General features: G+C 68.8%; 27 protein-coding genes. 8 read left to right on the top strand and 19 right to left on the bottom strand.

Annotated features, from left to right (window positions below):
* The first annotated feature begins 213 nt into the window (after window positions 1-213).
* The 4 genes from HFGMBDPB_RS24130 (at window position 214) to HFGMBDPB_RS24115 (ending at window position 3,656) form a co-directional block, all read left to right on the top strand.
* Window positions 214-525: a DUF4148 domain-containing protein gene (locus HFGMBDPB_RS24130; RefSeq protein WP_016449055.1), complete on the top strand. Its 312-nt coding sequence runs from the start codon at window positions 214-216 to the stop codon at window positions 523-525.
* A gap of 189 nt (window positions 526-714) precedes the next feature.
* Entirely contained in the window at window positions 715-1,884 is a 1,170-nt protein-coding gene (gene pabB, locus HFGMBDPB_RS24125; protein ID WP_209802656.1) for an aminodeoxychorismate synthase component I, read from the top strand.
* Between the two features lie 14 nt (window positions 1,885-1,898).
* A complete protein-coding gene (locus tag HFGMBDPB_RS24120; protein WP_017404243.1) occupies window positions 1,899-2,534 on the top strand; it encodes an aminotransferase class IV in 636 nt (211 codons plus the stop codon).
* Between the two features lie 138 nt (window positions 2,535-2,672).
* A complete protein-coding gene (locus HFGMBDPB_RS24115; protein ID WP_212646452.1) occupies window positions 2,673-3,656 on the top strand; it encodes a Bug family tripartite tricarboxylate transporter substrate binding protein in 984 nt (327 codons plus the stop codon).
* A 48-nt stretch (window positions 3,657-3,704) separates the two neighbouring features.
* On the opposite strand, the gene HFGMBDPB_RS24110 is transcribed toward HFGMBDPB_RS24115, so the two are convergent.
* The 10 genes from HFGMBDPB_RS24110 to HFGMBDPB_RS24065 all read right to left on the bottom strand — a co-directional run bounded on the left by HFGMBDPB_RS24110 (window position 3,705) and on the right by HFGMBDPB_RS24065 (window position 10,761).
* Entirely contained in the window at window positions 3,705-4,343 is a 639-nt protein-coding gene (locus tag HFGMBDPB_RS24110; RefSeq protein ID WP_212646451.1) for a tRNA-uridine aminocarboxypropyltransferase, read from the bottom strand.
* A 15-nt stretch (window positions 4,344-4,358) separates the two neighbouring features.
* Window positions 4,359-4,718, bottom strand: a complete 360-nt coding sequence (locus tag HFGMBDPB_RS24105; protein ID WP_012203756.1) for a 5-carboxymethyl-2-hydroxymuconate Delta-isomerase — start codon at window positions 4,716-4,718, stop codon at window positions 4,359-4,361.
* A gap of 31 nt (window positions 4,719-4,749) precedes the next feature.
* Entirely contained in the window at window positions 4,750-5,967 is a 1,218-nt protein-coding gene (gene bioF / locus HFGMBDPB_RS24100; RefSeq protein ID WP_212646450.1) for an 8-amino-7-oxononanoate synthase, read from the bottom strand.
* Window positions 5,964-6,665 carry a dethiobiotin synthase gene (bioD, locus tag HFGMBDPB_RS24095; RefSeq protein ID WP_043790591.1) on the bottom strand — a complete coding sequence of 234 codons (702 nt, stop codon included), beginning with the start codon at window positions 6,663-6,665 and terminating at the stop codon, window positions 5,964-5,966. The genes bioF and bioD overlap by 4 nt, the downstream gene beginning before the upstream one ends.
* Window positions 6,662-7,984: an adenosylmethionine--8-amino-7-oxononanoate transaminase gene (gene bioA / locus HFGMBDPB_RS24090; protein ID WP_016449048.1), complete on the bottom strand. Its 1,323-nt coding sequence runs from the start codon at window positions 7,982-7,984 to the stop codon at window positions 6,662-6,664. Before bioA ends, bioD begins: the two co-directional genes overlap by 4 nt.
* Window positions 7,985-8,011: 27 nt before the next feature.
* The gene (panD, locus tag HFGMBDPB_RS24085) at window positions 8,012-8,392 is read right to left on the bottom strand and encodes an aspartate 1-decarboxylase (protein ID WP_016449047.1); all 381 of its coding nucleotides are present in this window, start codon (window positions 8,390-8,392) and stop codon (window positions 8,012-8,014) included.
* 151 nt (window positions 8,393-8,543) lie between these two features.
* Entirely contained in the window at window positions 8,544-8,909 is a 366-nt protein-coding gene (locus HFGMBDPB_RS24080; RefSeq protein WP_016449046.1) for a 6-pyruvoyl trahydropterin synthase family protein, read from the bottom strand.
* An 8-nt stretch (window positions 8,910-8,917) separates the two neighbouring features.
* Window positions 8,918-9,556, bottom strand: a complete 639-nt coding sequence (queE, locus tag HFGMBDPB_RS24075) for a 7-carboxy-7-deazaguanine synthase (RefSeq protein WP_212646449.1) — start codon at window positions 9,554-9,556, stop codon at window positions 8,918-8,920.
* A gap of 59 nt (window positions 9,557-9,615) precedes the next feature.
* The gene (locus HFGMBDPB_RS24070; RefSeq protein ID WP_026062089.1) at window positions 9,616-10,482 is read right to left on the bottom strand and encodes a segregation and condensation protein A; all 867 of its coding nucleotides are present in this window, start codon (window positions 10,480-10,482) and stop codon (window positions 9,616-9,618) included.
* 75 nt (window positions 10,483-10,557) lie between these two features.
* A complete protein-coding gene (locus HFGMBDPB_RS24065; protein ID WP_016449043.1) occupies window positions 10,558-10,761 on the bottom strand; it encodes a DUF3460 family protein in 204 nt (67 codons plus the stop codon).
* A gap of 46 nt (window positions 10,762-10,807) precedes the next feature.
* Here HFGMBDPB_RS24065 and bamE point away from each other — a divergent pair, with 46 nt between their 5' ends.
* Window positions 10,808-11,305 (top strand): outer membrane protein assembly factor BamE domain-containing protein, encoded by a 498-nt coding sequence (gene bamE / locus HFGMBDPB_RS24060; RefSeq protein WP_016449042.1) that lies wholly within the window; start codon window positions 10,808-10,810, stop codon window positions 11,303-11,305.
* 173 nt (window positions 11,306-11,478) lie between these two features.
* A complete protein-coding gene (locus HFGMBDPB_RS24055) occupies window positions 11,479-12,129 on the top strand; it encodes a YitT family protein (RefSeq protein WP_016449041.1) in 651 nt (216 codons plus the stop codon).
* A 2-nt stretch (window positions 12,130-12,131) separates the two neighbouring features.
* Here the strand turns inward: HFGMBDPB_RS24055 and HFGMBDPB_RS24050 are convergent, their stop codons facing one another.
* The 4 genes from HFGMBDPB_RS24050 to HFGMBDPB_RS24035 form a co-directional block, all read right to left on the bottom strand.
* Window positions 12,132-12,416: a hypothetical protein gene (locus tag HFGMBDPB_RS24050; RefSeq protein ID WP_016454162.1), complete on the bottom strand. Its 285-nt coding sequence runs from the start codon at window positions 12,414-12,416 to the stop codon at window positions 12,132-12,134.
* A 12-nt stretch (window positions 12,417-12,428) separates the two neighbouring features.
* On the bottom strand, window positions 12,429-14,495 hold the full coding sequence (gene metG / locus HFGMBDPB_RS24045) for a methionine--tRNA ligase (RefSeq protein WP_034366112.1): 2,067 nt from the start codon (window positions 14,493-14,495) through the stop codon (window positions 12,429-12,431).
* Window positions 14,496-14,634: 139 nt separating this feature from the next.
* Window positions 14,635-15,873, bottom strand: coding sequence for a patatin-like phospholipase family protein (locus HFGMBDPB_RS24040; RefSeq protein ID WP_012203769.1), 1,239 nt, complete (start codon window positions 15,871-15,873; stop codon window positions 14,635-14,637).
* 56 nt (window positions 15,874-15,929) lie between these two features.
* Window positions 15,930-16,490 (bottom strand): restriction endonuclease, encoded by a 561-nt coding sequence (locus HFGMBDPB_RS24035; RefSeq protein ID WP_034398227.1) that lies wholly within the window; start codon window positions 16,488-16,490, stop codon window positions 15,930-15,932.
* A 138-nt stretch (window positions 16,491-16,628) separates the two neighbouring features.
* Between HFGMBDPB_RS24035 and apbC the strand changes: the two genes are divergently transcribed.
* Both apbC and HFGMBDPB_RS24025 read left to right on the top strand, forming a co-directional pair.
* Window positions 16,629-17,720: an iron-sulfur cluster carrier protein ApbC gene (apbC, locus tag HFGMBDPB_RS24030; protein ID WP_012203771.1), complete on the top strand. Its 1,092-nt coding sequence runs from the start codon at window positions 16,629-16,631 to the stop codon at window positions 17,718-17,720.
* Between the two features lie 19 nt (window positions 17,721-17,739).
* Window positions 17,740-18,699: a LysR family transcriptional regulator gene (locus HFGMBDPB_RS24025; RefSeq protein ID WP_212646448.1), complete on the top strand. Its 960-nt coding sequence runs from the start codon at window positions 17,740-17,742 to the stop codon at window positions 18,697-18,699.
* Here the strand turns inward: HFGMBDPB_RS24025 and HFGMBDPB_RS24020 are convergent.
* From HFGMBDPB_RS24020 to HFGMBDPB_RS24000, 5 genes are all read right to left on the bottom strand, one after another.
* Complete coding sequence (locus HFGMBDPB_RS24020) at window positions 18,696-21,020, bottom strand: xanthine dehydrogenase family protein molybdopterin-binding subunit (RefSeq protein ID WP_212646447.1); 2,325 nt, start codon at window positions 21,018-21,020, stop codon at window positions 18,696-18,698. The two genes, HFGMBDPB_RS24025 and HFGMBDPB_RS24020, sit on opposite strands and share 4 nt — an antisense overlap.
* A gap of 107 nt (window positions 21,021-21,127) precedes the next feature.
* Entirely contained in the window at window positions 21,128-21,805 is a 678-nt protein-coding gene (locus tag HFGMBDPB_RS24015) for an N-carbamoylsarcosine amidohydrolase (RefSeq protein ID WP_212646446.1), read from the bottom strand.
* Complete coding sequence (locus HFGMBDPB_RS24010; protein ID WP_012203775.1) at window positions 21,802-22,887, bottom strand: 2,5-dihydroxypyridine 5,6-dioxygenase NicX family protein; 1,086 nt, start codon at window positions 22,885-22,887, stop codon at window positions 21,802-21,804. The genes HFGMBDPB_RS24015 and HFGMBDPB_RS24010 overlap by 4 nt, the downstream gene beginning before the upstream one ends.
* A gap of 50 nt (window positions 22,888-22,937) precedes the next feature.
* Window positions 22,938-23,783, bottom strand: a complete 846-nt coding sequence (locus HFGMBDPB_RS24005; RefSeq protein ID WP_074923075.1) for an alpha/beta fold hydrolase — start codon at window positions 23,781-23,783, stop codon at window positions 22,938-22,940.
* A gap of 11 nt (window positions 23,784-23,794) precedes the next feature.
* Window positions 23,795-24,583 (bottom strand): maleate cis-trans isomerase family protein, encoded by a 789-nt coding sequence (locus HFGMBDPB_RS24000; protein ID WP_043824574.1) that lies wholly within the window; start codon window positions 24,581-24,583, stop codon window positions 23,795-23,797.
* Window positions 24,584-24,770: the final 187 nt, after the last annotated feature.

The raw sequence follows: 24,770 nt of genomic DNA, 5'->3' as shown, positions 1-24,770 counted from the left end.
TGCCGCGGCTGTTTCAAGCCGCGAAAAACACTGTTTCTAGAACGCGTGAATCGGCCTTCTGTCGAGGGGAGCACGGGTGAAAAGGCAGCGGGCCGCCCGGGCCGGATGCCAAAACACGTGAGAAAACGCACAGACGAAGAATGCTGCAGCGCCGCATAGTACGTCCATGCCGTGAGGAAATGAATGCCGAGCGGCCTTTTGAAAGGATCTGACATGCGTACCCTCTCCGCTGCACTGGCCGCCCTGACCCTGGGCCTCGCCGGCACTGCAATGGCCCAAGAAGCCGTTTCCCCCTCGTCCTCCGCCACCGCAGGCCTGAGCCGCGCCGAAGTGCTGGCCGACCTCGAGATGTGGCACCAGGCAGGCATGACCTACCTGCCCTCGCCCTCGGCTGACCGCGAAATCGGCTACAACTCGGCCGAATACCAGCGCGGCCTGGCCCGCTACCAGCAACTGCGCAGCGGCCCTGCCTACCGCGAGGCCGTGGCCCGCCTGGAAGGCCAGCACACCGTCACCCAGAAGTGATGTGAATGGATATGGGTCCGGCATGGTGCCGGGCCTGTTGGTGGAAAGCGTCCTTTCGGGACGCTTGGTTTGGCGCCCTTCGGGGCGCTTTTTTGTTTCCCTCGCTCTACACTGGGCGGCCCCGTGTCAGTGGCTGCTATCGATAGCGAAGCTGCTGATGCAAGTACAGCATGCGTTGACGGCCGTTTTGTGAAGTTTCTGATCGATTTTCCCAACCCCCATGACGGCTCGGCCGCCCGGCTGCGCCATGGCTTCGGGCCGCCGCTGCGCAGCCTGGCAGCCCATGCGCCCGAGCAGGTGCGCGGTGTGCTTGACGCCGTGCAGCAGGCTGCCCAGGCCGGCCTGTGGTGCCTGGGCTGGGTGCGCTACGAGGCGGCGGCGGCGTTTGACGCGGCCTACGCCGGCGCCCTGCATGCCACGCCGCCAGGCGAGCCGCTGGCCTGGTTTGCCGTCTTCGACGGCCCCCGGCCCTGGCCTGAAGACGCGGACGCGGTCGAGACCGGCCCTCAGGTGCAATCTCAGGTGCAATCTCAGGTGCAATGGCAGCCCGGCCTGGAGCGAGCCGATTTCGATGCCGCCATTGCGCGCATCCACGAGGCGATTGCGGCCGGTGACTGCTATCAGATCAATTACACGGCCCAGTTCATGGGCCGGCTGCTGGGCGACATCCCATCGCTGTTCGCCGCGCTGCGACGTGCCCAGCCCGGCGGCTACGTGGCCTGCATGGACAGCGGCGACGAGCAGGTGCTGTCCGTCTCGCCCGAGCTGTTCTTCGACTGGGATGGCGAGCGCATCCTCACGCGCCCCATGAAGGGCACGGCGCCGCGTGGCGCCACGCCTGCACAGGACGAGGCGAATGTCCAGGCCATGCGGTCCTCGCCCAAGGAGCGGGCCGAGAACGTGATGATCGTGGACCTGCTGCGCAACGATGTCTCGCGCATTGCCGAGCCTTTCAGCGTCCAGGTGCCGCGCCTGTTCCATGCCGAACCCCTGCCCACCGTGTGGCAGATGACGTCCGACGTGCAGGCGCGCACGCGGCCCGGCACCGGCCTGGCGGACGTGTTTGCGGCGCTGTTTCCCTGCGGCTCCATCACGGGCGCGCCCAAGCGCCAGGCCATGCGGCTCATCCACGAGCTGGAATCGGGTCCGCGCGGCGTCTACTGCGGGGCCGTGGGCGTGGTGCGGCCCGGCACCACCGCGGGGCGCGTGCACGCCACCTTCAATGTGCCCATACGCACGGTGGTGGCGCGTGGCACGGAACTGCGCTGCGGCATCGGCAGCGGCATCACCTCGGGCGCCGAGGCGCCTGCCGAATGGCAGGAATGGCGCCACAAGAGGGCTTTTCTGGACAAGGTGTGAAAGGGCGTGCAGCCATGGCGGATACGGACTTCGATTTCGACATTCTGGAAACCCTGGCCCTGCGGGATGGCGGTTTCATCCACCTGCAGCGCCATGTGACGCGCATGCAGGACGCGGCGCGGCATTTCGGCCGGCCCTGCACGGATGCCGTGCTGGAGCAGGCATTGCAGCAACTGCGCCAGGCGCACGCCAGCGGCCACTGGCGCGTGCGCCTGGCGCTGGATGCCACGGGGCGGATACAGACCCAGGCGGCGCCGCTGCCGCCTTCGGCCACGCCTGTTCGGCTGGCGCTGGCCGACCGGCCCATCGCCAATGCGGTGGCGCGTGGCGACTGGGTGCGTTTCAAGACCTCGCGCCGCGCGCACTACGACAGCCTGCAGCCCACCGATGCCTCGGTGTTCGACACCGTGCTCCACAACGAGGACGGCGAGATCACCGAGGGCACGCGCGGCAACATCGCCGTGCTGCTGGCGGGCCGCTGGGTGACCCCGCCGCTGTCCAGCGGCCTGCTGCCCGGCGTGGGCCGCGCGGTGGCGCTGGACGAGGGCCGCGTGGTGGAGCACCCGGTGCGGCTGGACGACCTGCCACGCGTGCAGGGCTGGGCCTTCGTCAACAGCCTGCGCGGCTGGCTGCCGGCGGTCCTGCGCTGAATTGCAGGCCAGGGCCACGGGCGGAACTCATGGTTTTCAGGGATGGATTCCACAAGGCAATGTCAGACAATCGGTGAATATTGTTGAGCAATATCATTTTTATTGTTGGCTGATGCCTGCCTCCCCTGAGATCGATCCATGCATGAATTCCATATTTCCCGCCGCGCGCTGATCAGCGCCGCGGCTGTCCTGGCGGCGGGCCCGCTGTGCGCCCAGACCACCTATCCCAACAAGCCCATTCGCGTCGTCGTCGGCTACGCGGCAGGCGGCTCGGTCGACCTGGTGGGGCGCGTGGTGGGTGACATCCTGGCCAAGCACCTCAATGCGACCGTCGTGGTCGACAACGTGCCCGGTGCCGCCGGCGTGGTGGCCGCGCAGCGCGTGGTCGGTGCCAAGGCCGACGGCTATACCCTGCTCGCAGGCTCCAGCAACGAATTGGCGGGCACGAAGTTCGTCAACGCCGCGCAGAAGTACGACCCGGCCACGGACCTGACCGGCATCGCGCTGACCGGCGTGCTGCCCAACCTGTGGGTGGCCGGCACCAAGATGCCGGCCAGGACCCTCGACGAGTTCATCGCCCTGGCCAAGGCCCATCCCGGCAAGTACAGCTACGGCAGCCCGGGCATCGGGTCCACGCCGCATTTCTCGGGCGAGCTGATCAAGAAGATGGCCGGGGTGGACATCGTCCATGTGCCCTACAAGGGCTCGGCCGCGATGACCAGCGACCTGGCGGGCGGCAACCTGGACTTCGCCATCGTCTCTCCCTCGGTGGCGGCTCCGTTCATCCAGAGCGGCAAGATCAAGGCCCTGGGCGTGACCACGGCCCACCGCATCGCCATGATGAAGGACGTGCCCGCACTGGGCGAGAACGCAGCGCTCAAGGGCTACGCGCTGAGCGGCTGGTTCGGGCTGGCGGGTCCCAAGGACCTGCCTGCCGATGTGGTGGCCAGCCTGCAGAAGGCCTTGAAGGCGGGCCTGGCCGATCCGGCGATGCGCGCGCGCCTGGAAGGCGCGGGCATCATTGCCCCCACGGGCGACGAAAACCTGGGCCAGATCATCCGTACCGACATGGGCAAGTACGCCGAACTGGTCAAGTTTGCCAGGATCACGCCGGAAAACTGAAGCACGGCCGGCCGCCATGAAAAACGCCTCGCTCCCCGAGGCGTTTTTTCATTCGGGCCTGTGCCGGGCATGCAGGGACAGCAGCCCCTCGAACGCATCGCGCAGCGGCTGCAGCGACGGGCCGGCAGGCGCCAGCCGTTGCAGCGCGCAGGATGCTGCCTCCAGCGTGGACAGCTGGCCCGGCGCATGGGCCTTGCGCAGCGCGCCGTAGCGCGACGCGGGAAGGTCGCCCTGCAGTGCCAGGCGCGGCAGGCCCTGCAGGCCGGGGTTGAGGTAGAGCATCTTGCGGCTCTTGCGCCAGGTGGCGTCCAGCACCACCAGGCGCAGGGCCTCGGGGCATGGCGCGGGCTGCGGCCAGGGCGCTTGCCTGGCCAGGCCCAGCTGGTCGCCGTGCGGCGTTTCCGGATAGAGCAGTACGGCCTGTCGCGGGACGTCGCCCGCCTGCCAGGGCGCGTGCAGCAGTGCCTGCAACTGCGCTGGCTCGAAGGCCTCGCCCACCGCCAGGCGGCTGGCGGGCAGGCACAGGTGCAGCAGCCGGCCCGTGCCCTTGGCCTGCAGTTCTTCCTCGGGATGCTGGAGCACCAGCAACTGCACCGCATGCGGCACCGGCTGCACCAGGGGGCACAGGCAGGTGCGCTCAGGGCGCAGGCATTGTGCGCAGCGTGCGCGGGTGCTCACGGCGGACAAGGCCTGGCGCCTGCCTTACAGGCGACCCTTGTAGTAGCTGGGCTTGTCCATGTCGGCGATTTCCACGCTGAGCTGGACCATCATGCCGGCCGGCTGGGGCGTGAGGCGGCGCAGCACCGCGGCAATGCCTTCGGACAGTTCCTTCTTGGCCGTGTCGGTACGGCCCGCCAGCAGGCGCAGCTGCACGTGGACGAAGCCGCGATTGGCCGGTGCCGAGCCGATCTCGAACTGGCTGACCGGCAGCAGGCGGGCCTTGACGTCGGCCTCGTCCAGGATGCTGGGGTGGCCGCAGACGAAGGCGTTGAGTTCGGTCAGCAGTTGCTGGCCGGGCAGGCCGGCGAGGTTGTCGGTGTATTCGACGTAGAGATGGGGCATGGATGTCTCCGTTCCGGTGGTGAAGAGGGATTCAGGGCAGGGGTGGGGCCAGGCGCGAGACCTCGTCCAGCGCCGTCAGCAGCAGCTGCACGTCGATGCGCGTGTGGGAGGCCGACAGCGCGATGCGCAGCCGCGCCGTGCCTTCGGGCACGGTGGGCGGGCGGATGGCGGGCACCCACAGGCCGCGCTCGCGCAGGCCTTCCATCACGGCCAGGGCCGTGGCGTTGGAGCCTATGACCAGGGCCTGCACGGCGGTGCGCGAAGGCAGCAACTGCCAGCCCGTGCGCGCCAGCAGCGGCGTGAGGCCGGCGCGCAGCTCGGCAATGCGTTCGGCCAGGGACTCGCGGCGCTCGTCCTCGGCCTCGATCAGGGCCACGCTGGCCTGCAGCGCGCTGGCCAGCATGGGCGGCGCGGCCGTGGCGAAGATGTAGCTGCGCGTCTTTTGCAGCAGCCACTCGACCAGCATGTCGCTGCCCGCGACAAAGGCGCCGGCCACGCCAGCGGCCTTGCCCAGCGTGGCCATGTAGAGCACGCGCGGCGAGGTGTTTGCGCCCGTCAGTCCCGCCTCGGCCAGGCTGCCCCGGCCTTGTGGGCCGAGCACGCCGAAGCCATGCGCGTCGTCGAGCAGCAGCAGCGCGTCGTACTGCTCGCACAGCGCCAGCAGGCCGCGGATGTCGGCCACGTTGCCATCCATGCTGAACACGGCATCGCTGATGACCAGCTTGCGCCGGGCCGTGCTGGCGGCCAGTTGCGCGGCCAGGTCGCCCAGGTCGGCATGGGCATAGCGGTGGACCTGGGCGCGCGACAGGCGTGCGCCGTCGATCAGGCAGGCGTGGTTGAGCGCATCGGAGAACAGGGCATCGCCCGCGCCCACCAGGGCCGGCACGATGCCGGCATTGGTGGCGTAGCCCGCATAGAAGTAGAGCGCACGCGGCAGTTGCACGAAGTGCGCCAGCTGTTCCTCCAGCGCGGCGTTGGCCGTGCTGTGGCCGCTGACCAGGGGCGAGCCGCCCGAGCCCACGCCAAAGGCCTGGGCGCCCGCGCAGGCGGCGCGCACCAGGGTGGGGTGGCCGGCCAGGCCCAGGTAGTCGTTGCTGCAAAAGGCCAGCATGGGGTGGCCGTCCACCTCCATGTGGGCGCCGCTGGCAGCGCCCTGCAGCGGCGCCGTGGCGCGGCGGCGGCGGCGCAGGTGGGCCGCGTCGAGCTCGGCGATGCGCGCGGGGATGTCGTCCAGCCAGGAGCCGCTCATTGCCATTGCTCCGGCAGGGTGTAGGTGGTGGCGCGCGGGTCGGGGTGCTGCTGGAAGGGGATGTCGGCCAGCAGCGGCGCCTGCAGTTGCCGGTCCAGGTGCTGGCGCAGCCAGGCCATGTTTTCCTCGGGCACCAGCATGGCGGGGTCCACGCGGCTGGCAATCCAGCCGGCCAGGCGCAGTCCGCGCGCGCGGATGGCCTCGGCCGTGAGGGCGGCGTGGTTCAGGCAGCCCAGCCGCAGGCCCACGACCATGACCACGGGCAGGTCCAGCGCGCAGGCCAGGTCGGCGCCCGAGAGCTGGTCGGACAGCGGCACAAGAAAGCCGCCCGCGCCTTCCACCACCACGGCGTCGGCCTGTTCGGCCAGGCGCCGGTAGCTGTCCACGATGTGTGCGATCTCTATGGAGCGGCCCGCGCGCTGCGCGGCGATGTGCGGCGACATGGGATCGGGCAGCAGCACGGGGTTGTCGAGTTCGGGCGGCACGGCCAGGGTGGAGGCGGCGCGCAGCGCCAGCGTGTCCTCGTTGGCCCAGCCGCCGTGGCCGTCGGGCTCGGCGCCTGCGGCCACGGCCTTCATGCCCACCACGCGGGCATGGTGGCGGGCCAGCGCATGCAGCAGCCCGCAGGAGGCCAGGGTCTTGCCCACGCCCGTGTCGGTGCCGGTGACAAAGCAGCCAATGGTGCGGTGGGCGTTCACGAATGGTTCTCCTGGGCCAGGGTGTCTTCAAGGGCCGCCAGCGCGCTGGCGGCCAGGTGCTGCACGGCTTCTTCGTCCAGCAAATAGGGAGGCATGGCGTAGAGGGTGTTGCTGATAGGGCGCAGCAGCAGCCCGCGCTCCAGCGCGGCTGCGCTGTAGCGACGCGAGAAGTCGGGCAGCGAGGTCTGCACATCCCAGGCCCAGATCATTCCCTGGCGCCGTGCGTGGCGCACGCGGGCGTGCTGGTTCAAAGGGGCGAAGGCGCCGTCCAGCGTTTGCGCCAGCGCGAGGTTGGCGTTGATGGCATCGGTCTGCTCGAACAGCTCCAGCGTGGCCAGGGCCGCACGGCAGGCCAGCGGGTTGCCGGTGTACGAGTGCGAGTGCAGGAAGCCGCGCGCCACGGAATCGTCGTAGAAGGCGGCGTAGACGGCCTCGGTGGTCAGCACGGCCGACAGGGCCAGCGTGCCGCCCGTCAGGCCCTTGGACAGGCAGATGAAATCCGGCCGGATGCCGGCCTGCTGGTGGGCGAACATGCTGCCCGTGCGGCCGAAGCCCACGGCGATCTCGTCCACCACCAGGTGCACCTCGTAGCGGTCGCACAGGGCGCGCGCCAGGCGCAGGTATTCGGGGTCGTGCATGGCCATGCCGGCCGCGCACTGCACCAGCGGCTCGACGATGAGTGCGGCCGTGGTCTCGTGGTGCTGCTCCAGCCACTGGCGCAGGCCTTCGGCGGCGCGCCGTGCCACATCGACCGGGCTTTCGCCGCCTTGCGCGCCGCGTGCATCGGGGCTGGGCACGGTGTCGGCCAGGCGCACCAGGGGGGCATAGGCTTCGCGGAAGATGGGAATATCGGTCACGGCCAGCGCGCCCACGGTTTCGCCGTGGTAGCCGCCGGCCAAGCCGGCAAAGCGGCTCTTGGCGGGGCGGCCCAGGTTGCGCCAGTAGTGCGCGCTCATCTTGAGGGCGATCTCGGTGGCCGATGCGCCGTCGCTGCCGTAGAAGGCATGGCCCAGGCCGGTGAGCGTGGCCAGTCGTTCGGACAGCTCCACCACGGGCGCGTGCGTGAAGCCGGCCAGCATCACATGGTCCAGCCGGGCGAGCTGGTCGGTGAGCGCGGCCTGGATGTGCGGATGGCTGTGGCCGAAGAGGTTGACCCACCAGGAGCTGACGCCATCCAGGTAGCGGCGTCCTTCGGTGTCGTGGAGCCAGGGGCCTTGGGCACGCGCGATGGCGATGGGGGGCGCGGCCTCGTGCCGCTTCATCTGGGTGCAGGGGTGCCACACAGCCGCAAGGCTGCGGGCGGCAAGCGATTGAGTCATCGCGCGATTGTCACACCGCAGCGCAGCTCACAGCTGCTGCGTGGGCACGTGGTGGCGCAGCTCGACCTGGCGGTTGGCATCGTCCACGAAAACCAGCTGGGGCCGGTGCTCGGCCACGTCGGTCTCATGCACCTGGGCAAAGGACGCAATGATCAGCAGATCACCCACGGCAGCACGGCGCGCGGCCGAGCCGTTGACCGAGATCATGCCGCTGCCGCGCTGGCCCTTGATGGCATAGGTGACGAAGCGCTCGCCGTTGTCGATGTTCCAGATGTGCACCTGCTCGTTCTCGACGATGTTGGCAGCGTCCAGCAGGTCCTCGTCGATCGCGCAGGAGCCTTCATAGTGCAGCTCGCATTGCGTGGTCTTGACGCGGTGGATCTTGGATTTGAGCAGGGTGCGGAACATGTTTTGTCTCTCGAGGGGGCGCTTGGGCGCGATCTTGACGGTGGCGGGGACTGGCAAAAAAAGCCACCAAGTCTATCTGCGAACCGCCAAACCCATGATGGCCGTGGAGTTGCTCTTCGGGGGGCGGCTCTCTGGCAGGCCTGGCTTGAGGTCAGCCCAGATCCAGCACGCAGCCATCGCCGATGCTGTCGCGCCATACGCGGATGCGGCTGGGAGCGGGCTGCAGGTCGGCCAGGGAATCGGCAATGAACAGGCACAGGTTTTCCAGCGTGGGCTTGCCCAGGCCGGGGATTTCGTCGAGGAAGCGGTGGTCCAGCGCGTCGCCCAGGGTCTTCAGGCGCGAGCGCAGGTAGCCCAGGTCGATCACCATGCCGTTGTCCGGGTTGCGCGGGCCGGTGACGCTGACTTCGGCGTAGTAGGTGTGGCCGTGGATGCGGCGGCTGCTCTCGGTCTCGATGGCGCGCTCCAGCGTGTGGGCGGCGTCGAAGAAAAAGCGCTGGTGAACGGTGAACTGCATGGCAAAAATCAGCGGATGCCGGTGAGCTTGTGGGTCTGCAGGCTCAGGCGCCAGGCCGGGTGCTGCAGGCATTGCGCTATGCAGGCGGCCGTGTTGTCGGCCTGCAGGACGTTGTCCATGGGCTGCAGGAAATAGTGGTCGAAACGGGTGTCGGCCTCGATGGCCTGCAGATCGAAGCCGGGCTGCGGCCAGACCAGCTTGAGCTCCTGGCCGCTGCGCTGCACCCAGTCGGCGCCCGCCTTGGGGCTGATGCACAGCCAGTCGATGCCCTCGGGCGCTGCCACGGTGCCATTGCTTTCCACGGAAATGCGAAAGCCGCGCGCATGCAGGGCCGCGATCAGGGGCTCGTCCACCTGCAGCAGGGGCTCCCCCCCGGTCAGCACCACCATGCGGTGCCGGCTGTCGCCGGCCGGCCACTGGGACAGGATGCGTTCTGCCAGGGCGTCGGCCGTGGCGAACTTGCCGCCCAGCGTGCCGTCGGTGCCCACGAAGTCGGTGTCGCAGAACTGGCAGATGGCGCTGGCGCGGTCCTGCTCGCGGCCGGTCCAGAGGTTGCAGCCTGCAAAGCGGCAGAACACGGCCGGCGTGCCGGCCTGGCCGCCCTCGCCCTGCAGGGTGTAGAAGATTTCTTTGACGCTGTAAGTCATGGTGCATGGAGGCCGGTGGTGCCGGCCTGTCGGTGTGCGCGTGCCTGTGTCCGTGCCCGCTAGACGGGCGTATAGGCCAGGCGCACGTAGATGGGCGCAAAGGCTTCGGCCTGGGTGATCTCGATCAGCGTTTCCTTGGCCAGCTCCAGCAGGGCGATGAAGGTCACGACCAGCACGGTCGATCCCTTCTCTGGCTGGAACAGGGTCTCGAACTCGACGAAGCGCCGGCCCTGCAGGGCCTTGAGCACCTGGCTCATGTACTCGCGCACCGAGAGTTCCTCGCGCGTGATCTTGTGGCTTTGCACAAGCTTGGCACGCTTGAGAATGTCGCGCCAGGCCGATTGCAGCTCGGCCACGTCCACATCGGGGAAACGCGGCTGCAGGTTCTGCTCGATATGGACCTGGGCCCGGAGGAAGTCGCGCCCGTAGTGCGGCACCTGGCCCAGCTGTTGGGCAGCGAGCTTGATCTGCTCGTACTCCAGCAGGCGGCGCACCAGTTCGGCGCGCGGGTCCTCGGCTTCCTCGCCATCGTCCTGCTTCTTGGGCGGCAGCAGCATGCGCGACTTGATCTCGATGAGCATGGCCGCCATCAGCAGGTACTCGGCCGCCAGCTCGAGGTTGCGGCTGCGGATTTCGTCGACATAGCGCATGTACTGGCGCGTCACGTCCAGCATGGGAATGTCGAGGATGTTGAAGTTCTGCTTGCGGATCAGGTACAGCAACAGGTCCAGCGGCCCTTCGAAGGCTTCGAGGAAGACCTCCAGCGCATCGGGTGGGATGTACAGGTCCTGCGGCAGGGCGAACAGCGGCTCGCCGTACAGGCGCGCCAAAGCCACCTGGTCGATCACGACCGGTGAATCGTCGCCAGGAGCGGGGGATGCGGCGCCGGCGCCCGCAGGCGCCAGTGCGGACTCAGCCTCGGCCATGCCTTGCTGCGCAGGCATCAGCTGCATGCGCACGGTGCCACAGCGAAACAGGCTGATGTGTCATTGCAGCCGAAATCAGGAGTTCGTCTGGTAGACGTAGGGCTTCTGGTCCACGCGGCCGGCGCGCAGGTCTTCCCAGACTTCGTGGTTCACGTCCTTGTCCCACAGCAGCGAGCGGCCGGCCAGCTGCTGGCTGGGCAGCTCGGGCTTTTGCTTCTTCAGCTCGTTGATGAAGTTCGTGGCGTCGGAACGGTAATCGGGGCGGCGAAAGAATGACATAGTCTGATAACCTCCTGAATCGCGTGATTTTACCGGGACACCGCCGATGAACCTAGTCTCCCGTCTTCTGGGCGTTGCCGTGGCCGTGATGGGCATGCTTGGGCTGCCCGGCTGCGATCCCCAAAACATCAAGGAACTCGAAGAAGGCCTGTCCACCGAGGCCGACGTCCGCGCCCGCTTTGGCGAGCCCGAACGCATCTGGACCGAGCCCGACGGCTCGCGCACCTTCGAGTACAACCGCCAGCCCGCCGGCAGCCGCAACTACATGATCACCATCGGCACCGATGGCCGCATGAGCGCGCTGCGCCAGGTGCTGGCGCCGCACAACTTCGAGAAAATCCGCCCCGGCATGGACGAGGAGCAGGTGCGCCGCATGCTGGGCAAGCCTGCCAAGGTCACCACCTACCAGCTCAAGCAGGAAACCGACTGGGACTGGAACTACATCGATCCCCCCACGCGCGACATGGAGTTCACCGTCACCTTCGGCCCCGACGGCCGCGTGCTGCGCAGCGCCGGCCGCGAGAAACTGCACGGCGGAGCCTGACAACAGGCCCTTGCAAGCTCCTGCAAGCCCCTGCGGCGCGCTGTACCCTGCACGCCACAGCGCGCCGGGGCAACAGTCTCTAGAATCCGGGTTTGTACCTATGACACCCCATGGGTACGGTGAAGGCCCCGAACCGGGGCCTTTGCGACGATAGATCTGTCATCACCCCGACAATGTCCACGCCCTCCCTACCCGCTGCCGCGCCCGCTGCGCCTGTTTCGGCCACCGCTTCGCTGCGCCATGGCCTCTTCGAGGATGTCCAGGCCCTCTTCACCGGAACCCTGTTCGTGGGCATCGCCATGATGATGTTCGCCCAGGCGGGGCTTTTGACGGGCAGCACGGCGGGCCTGGCCTTCGTGCTGCACTACGCCACGGGCTGGCCGTTCGGCCTCATCTTCTTCGCGATCAACATCCCGTTCTACTGGTTTGCCTGGACGCGCGTGGGCCGCACCTTCACGGTCAAGACCTTCATCTGCGTGGGCGCGCTGTCGCTGATCACCGAAATGGGGCCGCGCCTCATCCACATCGACTACCTGCACCCGGCCTTTGCCGCGATTGCGGGCGGCCTGCTCATGGGCTCGGGCCTGCTGTTCCTGGCGCGCCACCGCTCCAGCCTGGGCGGCGCCACCATCGCCTCGCTCTACCTGCAGGACCGCTACGGCATCCGCGCCGGCAAAGTGCAGATGGCCATCGACTGCTGCGTGGTGCTGCTGGCGCTGTGGGTGGTGCCCTTCGAGCGCGTGGCCTGGTCGGTGCTGGCGGCCGTGATCATGGGCGTGTTCCTGGCCGTGAGCCACCGGCCCGGGCGCTACGCCGGGCAGTAGCCTCAGGGCGTCAGGGGCTGCCCATCGGGCGTGCGGTAGCGGACCGTGATGCCGCTGTTGTCTGCGGTTGCCCCGTCATCGCTCATCGCATCGACGGCCTTGCCCACTCCCTTGCCGACGATTTTTGCCGTGCCCACGGCCGCATCCGCGGCCAGCCCCACGGCCGAGGCCGTGACGCTGACCGCCGTGGCGGTCACGGCCACCACGGTGCAGCCGGACAGCAGGGCCGCGGCGCACAGGCAAAGAAAAGCCCCCAGGGCCGGGGACCGTGAGGGCTTGCGGGACATGGATGCCTTGCTTCAGTGGATGCGCATGCCGGGTGTGGCGCCTGGGAAAGGCTCCAGCACGTAGATGCCGGGGTTGGCCTTCTCATCGGCATGGCTGGCGGCCAGCACCATGCCTTCGGAGATGCCGAACTTCATCTTGCGCGGCGCCAGGTTGGCCACCATCACGGTGAGCTTGCCCTGCAGCTGCTCGGGCTGGTACATGCTGGAGATGCCGGAGAACACGTTGCGTGTCTTGCCTTCGCCCACGTCCAGCGTGAGCTGCAGCAGCTTGGTCGAGCCTTCCACGGGCTTGCATTCCACGATCTTGGCGATGCGCAGGTCCACCTTGGCGAAGTCGTCGATGCTGATGGTTTCGGCAATTTCCTCGCCACCGGGCAGGACCTTCTCGACCACGGGCTCGGGGGCTTCGAACAGGGCCTCCAGCTGCTTGACGTCCACGCGCTGCATCAGGTGCTTGTACAGGCCGATGGCATGGCCGGCGCCCAGCAGGCTCTGTGCGTCGGCGAACTGCAGCGGCGCCACGTTCAGGAAGCCTTCCACCTGTTCGGCCACGGCCGGCAGGATGGGCTTCAGGTAGATGGTCAGCAGGCGGAAGGCCTCGATGCAGGTGGTGCACACGTCCTGCAGGCGGGCGTCCATGCCTTCCTGCTTGGCCAGCTCCCAGGGCTTGTTGGCATCCACGTATTCGTTGACGCGGTCGCACAGCTGCATGATCTCGCGCACGGCGCGGGCCGTGTCGCGGTTCTCGAAGGCCTGGACGACGGCCTCGCTCTGGCCACGCAGCTGGGCCAGCAGGGCCTGGCCATCTTCGCTGACCGTGCCCAGCTTGCCGTCGAAGCGCTTGGCGATGAAGCCGGCCGCGCGCGAGGCGATGTTCACGTACTTGCCGATCAGGTCGGAGTTGACGCGGGCCATGAAGTCATCGGGGTTGAAGTCGATGTCTTCATTCTTGCCGTTGAGCTTGGCGCCCAGGTAGTAGCGCAGCCACTCGGGGTTCATCTGCAGGCCCAGGTACTTGAGCGGGTCCAGGCCGGTGCCGCGGCTCTTGCTCATCTTCTCGCCGTTGTTCACGGTCATGAAGCCGTGCACGCAGATCTTGGTGGGCGTCTTGCGGCCGCTGAACTTGAGCATGGCGGGCCAGAACAGCGTGTGGAAGGTGATGATGTCCTTGCCGATGAAGTGGTACTGCTCCAGCGCGGGGTCGGCCATGTAGGCCTCGTAGTCCTCGCCACGGCGGTCCAGCAGGTTCTTGAGCGAGGCCAGGTAGCCCACGGGCGCGTCCAGCCAGACGTAGAAGTACTTGCCCGGCGCATCGGGGATCTCGATGCCGAAGTAGGGCGCGTCGCGCGAGATGTCCCAGTCGCCCAGGCCCTCGCTGGTCGTGCCGTCCGGGTTGGTGCGCACGCTGAACCATTCCTTGATCTTGTTGGCCACCTCGGGCTGCACGTGCTGGCCGTCCTGGGTCCACTCGGTCAGGAATTCCACGCAGCGCGGGTCCGACAGCTTGAAGAAGAAATGCTCCGAGCTCTTGAGCACAGGCTTGGCGCCGGACAGCGCCGAGTAGGGGTTGATCAGGTCGGTGGGCGCGTAGACGGCGCTGCAGACCTCGCAGTTGTCGCCGTACTGGTCCTTGGCGTGGCAGCGCGGGCATTCGCCCTTGATGAAGCGGTCGGGCAGGAACATGTTCTTCTCGGGGTCGAAGAACTGCTCGATGGTGCGCGTCTCGATGAAGCCGGCAGCCTTCAGGTCCCTGTAGATCTGCTGGGCCAGCGCGTGGTTCTCGGGCGCGTCGGTGTTGTGCCAGTTGTCGAAGGCGATGTGGAAGCCGTCCAGGTACTGCTTGCGGCCTGCGGCGATGTCGGCCACGAACTGCTGGGGCGTCTTGCCGGCCTTCTCGGCCGCAATCATGATGGGCGCGCCGTGGGCGTCATCGGCACCCACGAAGTTGACCGCGTTGCCCTGCATTCGCTGCGCACGCACCCAGGTGTCGGCCTGGATGTATTCCATGATGTGGCCGATGTGGAAGTTGCCGTTGGCGTACGGCAGGGCGGTGGTGACGAAGAGTTTGCGTGCGGTCATGGATGGCGGCTTTCTCGGGGGAACCTGACATTCTAGAAGGGCTGGGCGGTTGTGGGGCGGCGATGGCTTTTTCCGTGCAGGCGGACATACGGGGAGTTGTTGAGGGCCTTCGCTGCGCCAGGCCTGTTGGCTGCAGGCGTCAGCTGGCGACCAGCGGGCGCTGCCAGCCCAGGAACTGCTCGATATCGCTGCGCCGCGCCAGCGCGTCGCGCCGGCCCAGGGCCATGAGTTCGCGGGTGAAGCTGCGCTCGAACAGCAGGTAGCTGGCCAGGGCGGCGCCGCGCGGGTCGCTGGCGTCCTGGCGCACGCCCAGGGCGCCCAGCAGGGTGCGCATGGGCAGCGGCAGCTGGCCCACATGGCGCGCGGCGATGGCGTCTATGCGTTCGGACGGCGAGATGACCAGCAACTGCAGCGGGCGCAGCCGGCTGCGTTCGCGGTCGGCGGGCGGGATCAGGGCCAGCGTCTGGTTGATGCGCTCGGCGCGCTCCACGTCCAGGGACAGGGCGTCGAGGAAGATGCTGGACAGCGTGTGGCCCGCGATGTGGGCCAGCGACGGGTAGCTTGCGCCTTCTGGCGGCGGCCTGGCCGGCGGCTCGGTGCGCCGGCCCGCGCCCACGACGAGGATGCGCTCGGCGCCCAGGTGGATGGCGGGCGCCAGCGGCGCGGTCTGGCGCATGGAGCCGTCGCCGAAGTACTCGGTGGCGCCGTCCAGCGGCAGCGGCGTGGCCGGAAAGATGAAGGGGATGGCCGAGGAGGCCAGCAGGTGCGCGTGCGTGATCTGGGCGGCCGCGGCCTTGCGCTGGTTGCGCACCCAGGGCTGGAGCTGGTCCTGCGCCTGGCAGAAGGTCACGTGCTCGCTGGTGGTGTAGCTGGAGGCGGACACCGCCAGCGCGCGCAGGTGGCCGTCCGCGATCAATTGCGGCAGGCGTTCCAGCGGAACCAGGCCGCGCGACAGCAGCCGGCCCAGCGGCTGGTTGTCCAGCAGCGAACGCGGGCGCATGCGGCCCCAGCGCGCCAGGGCCCAGCCCAGCGACAGCAGGGTCAGCCAGCGCGCGCCGCTGCGCAGCACGCTCAGCGAGTCGGACAGGTAGATGTCCTCGGGCCGCAGGTTGCGCCAGATGCGCGACATGCGGCGCACGGCCCGGTCGAAATGGTCGCTGCCGCAGGCCAGGGCCGCGGCGTTGATGGCGCCGGCCGAGGTGCCGACCAGGATGGGGAAGGGATTGGGGCCATGCTGCTGGCCGCAGGCGCGGCGTATTTCGGCAATGGCCTCCAGCACGCCGGCCTGGTAGGCGGCGCGGGCGCCCCCGCCGCTGAGCAGCAGTCCGGTGCTGGGGGGAGGGAGGCTGGAGTCGGGTGAGGGCGCGGCATCGGGCATGCCTGGAGTGTGCCGCGCGCCGGCCGTCATCAGATCAGGGGATGACCCCGAAGGGATCAGGCCTTGGCCAGCAGGGAGCCCAGGTCCTTGCCGGAGATCAGGGCGATGCCCTGCTGCTTGGCCCAGGCGGCTGCATTCTCGGCCGGCGGCTGCAGCGACAGGTAGCAGACCGTGGCCGCATCGCGCGCCTGGCCTGCGGCCAGCAGGGCGCGCAGCGGCTCCATGCCGTGCACGCCGGCCTTCCAGCGCTTGGCGCTGGCCACGGTGGTGCGGCCTTCGCGTTCCAGCACGAAGTCGGCGCCGTCCTTGTCGGACAGGCGGGTCACGGTGTAGCCCTCGGCCTGCCAGGCGCGATCGAGCCGATCGGCGAACTCGCGCCAGCTTTGCTGGGCGGCGATCTCCAGGGCCTGCTCCACCTTGGCGGGGCTGGGCGCGCGCAGCTGGCGCCAGGCGGCAACGCAGCCTATGCCGAAGAAGGGCAGGGCGGTGATGGCGGCGAACGGCGCGATGTCCTTGGGCAGCAGCGCCGTGGACACCAGGGTCACCAGCGCGGCCAGCGCGATGCTGATCCACCAGCGCGAGCGCAGCAGGATCGCGAACAGGGAGTTGTGGGCCATCTTGAATTTCACGGGGCGGATCTTTCGCGGAAAAAGGCGGGAACAGGGGCCGCAAAGGCAGCAAGGCCCGCATTGTCTCGCGTGAGCGAGGGGATGGTGCCTTGGATAGACTATCCGGCTCTAGGAGTAATCAAAGCAATGGCAGTCACAGAACAAGCGCTCTTGGCCGCGCTCTCCAGCGTGCTCGACCCCCACACCGGCAAGGACTATGTGAGCACCCGCGCCCTGCGCAACCTGCAGGTCACTGGGGCCGACGTGGCCTTCGACGTGGAGATGGGCTATCCGGCGCAAAGCCTGGTGCCGGCGCTGCGCGGCCAGTTCGTCGCGGCGGCCAAGACCGTCGAGGGCGTGGGCAATGTCTCGGTCAACATCACGTCCAAGGTCGCCGCGCATGCGGTGCAGCGCGGCGTGCAGTTGCTGCCGGGCGTCAAGAACATCATCGCCATCTCGTCCGGCAAGGGCGGCGTGGGCAAGAGCACGACCACGGCCAACCTGGCGCTGGCGCTGGCCGCCGAGGGCGCGCGCGTGGGCATCCTGGACGCCGACATCTACGGCCCCAGCCAGCCCATGATGATGGGCATCTCGGGCCGCCCCGAAAGCCCCGACGGCAAGACCATGGAGCCCATGGAAAGCCACGGCGTGCAGGTCATGTCCATCGGCTTCCTGGTCAACAACGACCAGGCCATGATCTGGCGCGGCCCCATGGCCACGCAGGCGCTGGAGCAGATGCTGCGCCAGACCAACTGGAAGGATCTGGACTACCTGCTGGTGGACATGCCGCCCGGCACCGGCGACATCCAGCTGACGCTGGCCCAGCGCGTGCCCATGACGGGCGCCGTGGTCGTCACCACGCCCCAGGACATCGCGCTGATCGACGCCAAGAAGGGCGTGAAGATGTTCGAGAAGGTGGGCGTGCCCATCCTGGGCCTGGTGGAGAACATGGCGGCCCACGTCTGCACCAACTGCGGCCATGTGGAGCACATCTTCGGCGCCGAGGGCGGCAAGCAGATGGCGGCCGAGTACGGCATCGACTACCTGGGCGCACTGCCCCTTTCGCTGCAGATCCGCCTGCAGGCCGACAGCGGCAAGCCCACCGTGGTGGCCGAGCCCGATAGCGAAGCCGCGCAGATCTACAAGAAGGTGGCGCGCGACCTGGCCGTGAAGGTGGCGCTCAAGGCACGCGATTTCACGAGCAAGTTCCCGACGATCACCGTCAGCCAGGGAACCTGACCCTTCTGGCGCCGCCGGCATGAACCTGCTGACCTCGATGCGGTATCTGGCGGCGCTCAACGAGCACCGCCATTTCGGCCGCGCGGCGCTGGCATGCCACATCACCCAGCCGGCGCTGTCCAATGCGTTGCGCGCGCTGGAGGAGGAGTTCGGCACGGTCATCGTGCGCCGGGGCCGCTCCTTCGCGGGCTTCACGCCCGAGGGCGATCAGGTGCTGGCCACGGCCCTGGCCATGCTGCGGGCCGAGGAAGGCCTGCGCCAGGAACTGAGCGCCGCCGCCGGCGCGCTGCGCGGGCAGCTGCGCATGGCGGCCGTGCCCACGGCCATGCCCATGCTCACGCGCTTTGCGGCCCTGCTGCGCGAGCACCATCCGGGCATCACGCCCGTGGTGCTGTCCATGAGCTCGGCCGAGATCGAGAGCGGGCTCGAAGACCTGTCCCTGGACCTGGCCCTGGGCTACAGCGCGCGCATGCCGCCGCGCGGCCCGCGCCTGCAGTCCTGGCCCCAGTACGAGGAGCACTACTACCTGCTGTGCCGCGAGTGCTGCGATGGGCAGGGCGAGGGCCGGCCCTTTGCCTTTGGCGCCGACATCGCCTGGCGCGAAGTGGCCGGCATGCCGCTGTGCCTGCTCACCCCCGACATGCACAACCGCACGGTGATCGACGAGGCCTTCGCCGCCGTGGACATTTCCGTGCAGCCCGCCATGGAAACCAACTCCGTGCTGACCCTGGTAATGGCCGTGGCGCAAGGAACGGATGGCATGACCACCGTGCTGCCCGGCGCCATGGTGGCCACGGTGCGCCACATGCCGGGCCTGGTGGCCCGGCCACTGCGCTCGCCCGAACTGGTCACGCCCATAGGCTTCATGGCCCAGCAGGGCGTGGCGCCCACGCGCGCGCTGCAGGCCGCGCTGCAATTGCAGGACGACGCCGGTTGGCGCGCGCAGTGCCTGCGGCATGCGGGGGCGCTGAAAGACTAGGCGGGTTGTGCAGTCTCTGGCGTGGCGTTCGGCGCGGCATTCAGTGCGGCGCGCACCACGTCGGGCGTGAAGGGCGCGGCGTAGAAGCGCCGGCCGGTGGCGTCGAACAGCGCATTGGCCAGCGCGGCCGGGCCGGGCACCGAGGCCGATTCGCCTGCGCCCATGGGGGGCTCGTCCTGGCGCGGCATCAGCACCACTTCGATGGGTGGCAGGTCGCGGAAGCCGATGATGGGGTAGCTGCCCCATTCGCGGCTGGCCACGCCTTGCTCGTTGAAGGCGACCTTCTCCATCAGGCTGCGGCTCAGGGTCTGGATGACGTTGCCGTGGATCTGGTGGCGCACGCCGTCGGGGTTGACCATCATTCCCGTGTCCTGGCCCACGACCAGGCGCCGCACGGCGATGCGGCCGCTGGCGGGGTCCACGTCGATGTCGATGACCCAGGCGGCCCAGGCCGCGCCGAAGCCGGGAAAGCGGCTGTGGATGTAGCGCGCATAGGCCACGCCGCGCCCGTGAAGCAGGCCGTCGGCGCCGGGGAGGCCCCGGCTTCCCGGCTGGTTTGGCTGCCAGCCCGCGTGGCGGGCCGTGGCCTCGATCAGCTCGACGGCGCGCGGGTCATCAAGGTGACGAACACGGTAGTCCACGGAGTCGGCGCCGGCCGCATGGGCCAGCTCGTCGATCATGCAATCGTGGGCAAAGGAATTGGGCAGGGCCGAGACGCCGCGCAGCCAGGATGAGCGCACGATAGGCGCCATGTCATGGCAGGTGATGCGCTGGCTGGCGTAGCGGTAGGGCGGCACGGCGGTGCGGTCGCCCATCTCCAGCGTGCGCGGCTCGCCCGGGATGCGGCCCGTGAGCAGCAGGGCCAGCAGCGGCGCGTCGTTGGAGGGGTAGCGCACGGCAAAGTCGTAGGCCAGCAGTTCGCCCCGGGCATCGATGGCCGCGCTCACGTCCATGAGCTGGGCCGTGCCCTTGGGCTCCCACTGGTGTTCCTGCTCGCGCGTGAGCTGTACGCGCACGGGCGCGCCCACGGCCATGGACAGCAGGGCGGCGTCGGCGCAGACATCGTCGGCGCAGTTGCGGCCGTAGCAGCCGGCCGCCTCCAGGCGCACGATCTCGATGCGGTCCTCGCCCAGTTGCAGCAGGCGGTCCAGGTCGGTGCGCAGCATGTGGGGGTTCTGCGTGCCGGCCCAGAGCTTGAGACGGCCCTCGCTGAAATCGGCCACGGCGCAGGACGGGCCGATGGAGGCATGCATCTGGTAGGGCCAGACGTAGCTGCGGCGCAGTTCGGTGGCCGCACCCGTGCCGACGCCCGCGAAGGCATCGTCCACAGTGCCCTGGTCCACCAGCGAGCGGTGCTGGGCGGGATTGGCGCGTATCGCCGCAGCCAGATCGGATAAGTCAGGCGCCGGCGGCACGGCCTGCCATTGCACGCGCAGTGCGCGCATGGCGGCAATGGCCTGTTCCTCGCGGTCGGCGACCACGCCGACGAAGTCGCCCTCGGTGACCACCTGCACGTTGCCGGGCAGGTGGGCCACGGAGTCGCGCTCCACTGCCACCAGGCAGCGGCCGATGAAATCGCCGCCGTCGCGGCCCGGGTGCGGAGGGCGGATGACGCGGCCATGGCGCATGCCGGGCACGCGCACATCATGGACAAAGCTCAGCTCGCCCGTGGCCTTGGCGGGGATGTCCACGCGCGCCGCGCCACGGCCGACGAGCCGGTATTCGCTGGCGGGCTTGAGCTTCACCTCCTGATCGGGCGGGGCCAGCGTCAGCTGCAGCTGCTGGCCGCGCAGCAGATCGCCATAGCCGAGTTCGCGAGCATCGCTGCCATCGGCAAAGCGCACCAGGCCTTCGCGCGCCTGGAGCCGGTCCGCTGCCACGCTCCATTGCTGCGCGGCCAGTGCCAGCAGTTGCTCGCGCGCCTGGGCGGCGGCGCGGCGCAGCGGCACGGCCGAGATCTGGATGCTGGCGCTGGCAATGGTCGGGCCCTGGTTGGGTGCGGCGGCCGTGTGGCCCAGCACCATGTCCAGGCGCTCCAGAGGCACTTCGAGTTCTTCCGCCACGATCTGCGCCAGGGCCGTGCGTATGCCCGTGCCCAGGTCCACATGGCCGTTGAAGGCCAGGGCGCGCCAACCCTGGGGCGCGGCTTCGTCGGCCAGCACGGCCACGAAGACCTCGGGCGTGGATTGCACATAGTCGGAGGCCGTGCCGGGCTGGCCGGGCGCAGGGCGCGGCGGCGCCACGGGCTGGCGCACCACGAGCAGGGTGTCGGCGCGCGTGAGCAGCTGTGCGTGCAGGGCTTGGGGCTGGGGCAGGTTCATGGGGCGGTGTTCTTCGCGGGCACGCCTTCAGGCGTGCCCTGTGCATGTTATGCACTCCGGGGCCGGCTGCGCAGGGCCGGCCCCATAGGCGCGTTGGCGCGGTGGGATCAACCTGCGGCGAGGGCGTCGGTGTCGACGATGGCCTGGCTCAGCGGCATCACGGCCGCGTACTTCTGGGCCATGTCGAACAGGTTGGCCTCGTGCGGGCCCAGGGCGCGGTCGCCGCAGCAGTCGGCCACCACCAGCGGGCGAAAGCCCGACTGCATGGCATCGACCACGCTGGCGCGCACGCAGCCGCTGGTCACGCAGCCGGCCACCAGCAGGGTCTGCACGCCGCGCTGGGCCAGCCAGGGTGCGAGCATGGTGCCGAAGAAGGCCGAGGGCGTGCTCTTGCGCACCACGTATTCGCCAGCGGCCGGGGCCAGCTGGGGCACGATGGCGCTGTTGGGGCTGTCTTCCTTCAGGGTCAGCATGCCGGGCACCTTCAGGCAGAAGATGTTGTGGTCGGCATCGTCGTCCGAGAACACGATGCGGCTGTGCGCCACGGGCCAGCCGCGCTCGCGCGCATGGGCCAGCAGGTGCTGCGTCTGCGCGATGGCTTCGGGGATGTTGCCGCCGCCGAAGACGGCCGGGTCGGCAAAGCCGTTGACGAAGTCGATGATGAGCAGGCCGAACGGGGCCTTGAGCGGCAGCGGTGTGCCGAAGCCCTGGCGTGCGTAGGCAGAGATGTCGCCCTGCACGCCCTCGGTGGGAACGCTCTGCGTGCTGGTGGTGGCGGTTGTCATGCGATGTCCTTTCCTTGCTTGGACCTTTTGGCGGCGCGCGCCAGTCCTTCCTCGTCCTGCACCACGCCGTCGATGACCGTGGGCTTGCCGTCCAGCGCCACCGAGCAGTGGCGCATGGGGATGTCGATGTGGCAGGCCGTGGTGCGGCTGCCGCCGGCCTCGTTGTTGGGGCCCATGGACCACAGGAAGTTGCCCTCGAAGGCGCGGGCGTCCATGCCGATGTGGGTTTCCTTGTTGTAGTGGGCCAGCATGGACCAGTGGGCGCGCGGCTGCAGCCCCCAGCCGATGTGGGAGACGGCATAGGCCTCGGGGTCCTCGTAGGAGGCCATGTACTCCTTGAGGATGTCGGCCTGCAGGCCGCCGCTGATGCGCGTGACGTAGCCCTTTTCGATGACGAGTTCGATGGGCTCGGTCACGTAGTCCTTCATGGGCAGCAGGATGTCGCCCCGGTCCAGCACCACGCGGCCGTTGCTCTCGCCCTCGTCGGGCCAGGTCAGCACGAAGCCGCTGGGCCAGTGGTCCCAGCGGCCGGGCTGGTCCACGAAGCCGTATTCGCAGATGGCCGGGAAGCTGCCCAGGCGGCAGCGCAGGTCGGTGCCCGCGGCCGAGGTGATGTGCATCTGCCCGGCCGCCTCGATCAGCTTGGATGCGGCCTGCACGCGCGCGCGGTCGCCCTCGGTGGGCACCAGGCGGCACAGCACCTCGGGCGGCTCCACGGCCAGCAGGATCTTGGTGCCGGTCTGCAGGATCTCGTGCTGCTCGGGCGAGAACAGCAGCGTCATCAGGTCCAGCACCAGGTCGCTGGCCTTGAGCGCGGCGATGGCGGCGGGGTTGCCGGTCAGCGGCGTCGTGCCCAGGTAGGCCAGCGAGTCGCGGCTCAGTGATTTTTCGGCATTGACGGGCGGCAGGTCCAGGCGGTTGACGCGCGCCCCCATTTCGCTGGAGGCGGCAATGGCGCAGCGCAGCGTCTGCGGGTGCGTGTCGGCGCCCGTGAGCACGGTGACGGTCTGGCCGGCTTCGAGCCGGGACAGCGTGAGCACCTGCTTCCAGGCGTGGATCAGATCGATATCGCTGACGGACATGGTCGGCTCCTTGGTGTCGCGATGGATGGGAGTGGGCTGCGGTTGGACATTCAGTCCACCCGCGCGCCGAGGAAATCGCCCAAGGCCACGTAGAACCCGGCCTCGTTGTCCCAGGGGATCATGTGGCCGGCGTTGGGCACGCGCACATGCTCGGTCTGGGGTGCCAGGCCTTGCCACTCGGCCACGTCCTCGCTGCGCACCACGTCGCCGCGCTCGGCCGTGACCAGCAGCAGCGGGTGCTGGATGCGGGGCAGGTCGGCATGGATGTCGTCACGGCCGAAGTCCTCGAAGCTCTGCACGATGGCCGGCTCGTGGCAGGTGTGCAGCCACTGGGCGCGCAGCTGGCGCTGCTCTTCGGTCCAGGTGGGGCAGAAGGCGCGCATGGCCTCGGCATCCATGCCCAGCGTGGCCTGGCGGATGGAGTCCACATACCAGGGCAGGGCGGCCGGGTAGGCGCGGCGGCCGGGGCCGGAGACCGGCGGATCGACGATGACCAGGCGCGTGAGCCCCACCGGCTGGCTGCGCGCGGCGCGCACGGCGATGCGCCCGCCCATGGAGTGGCCGACCAGCGCCCAGCGCTGCAGGCCCAGGGCCTGGGCGAAGGCGGCCACGTCGGCGGCCTGGGCATCGAGGCTGTAGTCCAGGCCCGGGCCGGAGGACGACAGGCCGCGCCCGCGCACGTCCAGCACATAGGTGTCGAACTGGCGGCCCAGGTGCTCGGCCACGAAGCCCCAGGTCACGGCCGGGCTGGTGATGCCGGGGATCAGGATGACGGCGTCGCGCTGCGCGCGTTCGCCCTCGGCGCCGCCGTAGCGCAGGTAGTGCTGGCGGATGCCGTTGGCATGGACGTTGCCGCCGTAGCGGAATGTGCTGGGGGTGCTGGAGGTGCTGGTCATGCGTGTGTTCCTCAGGCCTTGGCTGCGCTGTTGCCGGTGTCGTAGGGGTAGGCGCCCGACAGCAGCGCACCCGCGCCCGGCACCACGGGGTCCAGCCCCAGTTCCTTGAGGATGGCATAGGTGGTGGCGATGGAGGCGGTCAGCACGGGCTTGCCGGTCTGGGCCTCGACCTGGGCCACGGCCGGCAGCGAGGGCATCTGCACGCAGGCCGACAGCACGATCACGTCGGCGTCGGCGTAGTTCATGCCGGCCACGATGCCGGGCAGCTTGGCGGGGTCGTGGCGGCCCACGTCCAGGTTGTCGGGGATCTCCAGCGCGCGCCAGTCCACGATCTCGAAGCCTTCGGCGGCCACGTAGTCCATGACCAGCTGGGTCAGCGGAATCATGTAGGGCGCCACCAGAGCGATCTTCTTGGCGCCCATGACCTTGAGCGCTTCCACCAGCGCGCCGGCGCTGGTGATCACCGGGGCGGTGGCGCCATTGCTGGCCGTGCGCTCGGTCAGGCGCTGCTGCGAGACGCGGTGGTAGCCCTTGCCCATGGCCATGATGGCCACCAGGCAGGCATAGCCCAGCACGTCCACGCGCGCGTCGCTCAGCTCCAGCGCGCAGCGGTCGCTTTCGGCGTCCATGGCGGCCAGTTCCTCCTTCTGGACCTTCTTCATGCGCATGCGGCTGGAGTGGAAGGTGAAGCGGTCCTGCGGGCGCAGCGTGGAGTGGGCCTGCAGCATGGCCGGCACCTCGGTCTCCATGGTGGTGTTGGAGCTGGGGACGATCTGGCCGATGCGGAACGTTTTGGTCATGGACTTGCCTTTGCGAAGTTTCGAGGGTTTCTGATCAGAATCAACTGAGTGTGTACGCTTTATTCTTGCAAAAGACGTGCCGCCTTGCAAATGAGAATTTTCTCGGGGTTTGTACTTATTTGGTGCAGAAATTGCACCAAAAATGGCGAACTTCAATTTATTCTGCCGCACTATGGTGCATGCGTCG

It is taken from the genome of Delftia sp. PE138, from assembly GCF_018320755.1.
In the GTDB taxonomy this organism is placed as follows: domain Bacteria; phylum Pseudomonadota; class Gammaproteobacteria; order Burkholderiales; family Burkholderiaceae_C; genus Comamonas; species Comamonas tsuruhatensis.
The sequence above is the reverse complement of the archived record's forward strand: the minus strand, read 5'-3'. Positions and strand labels throughout refer to the sequence as shown.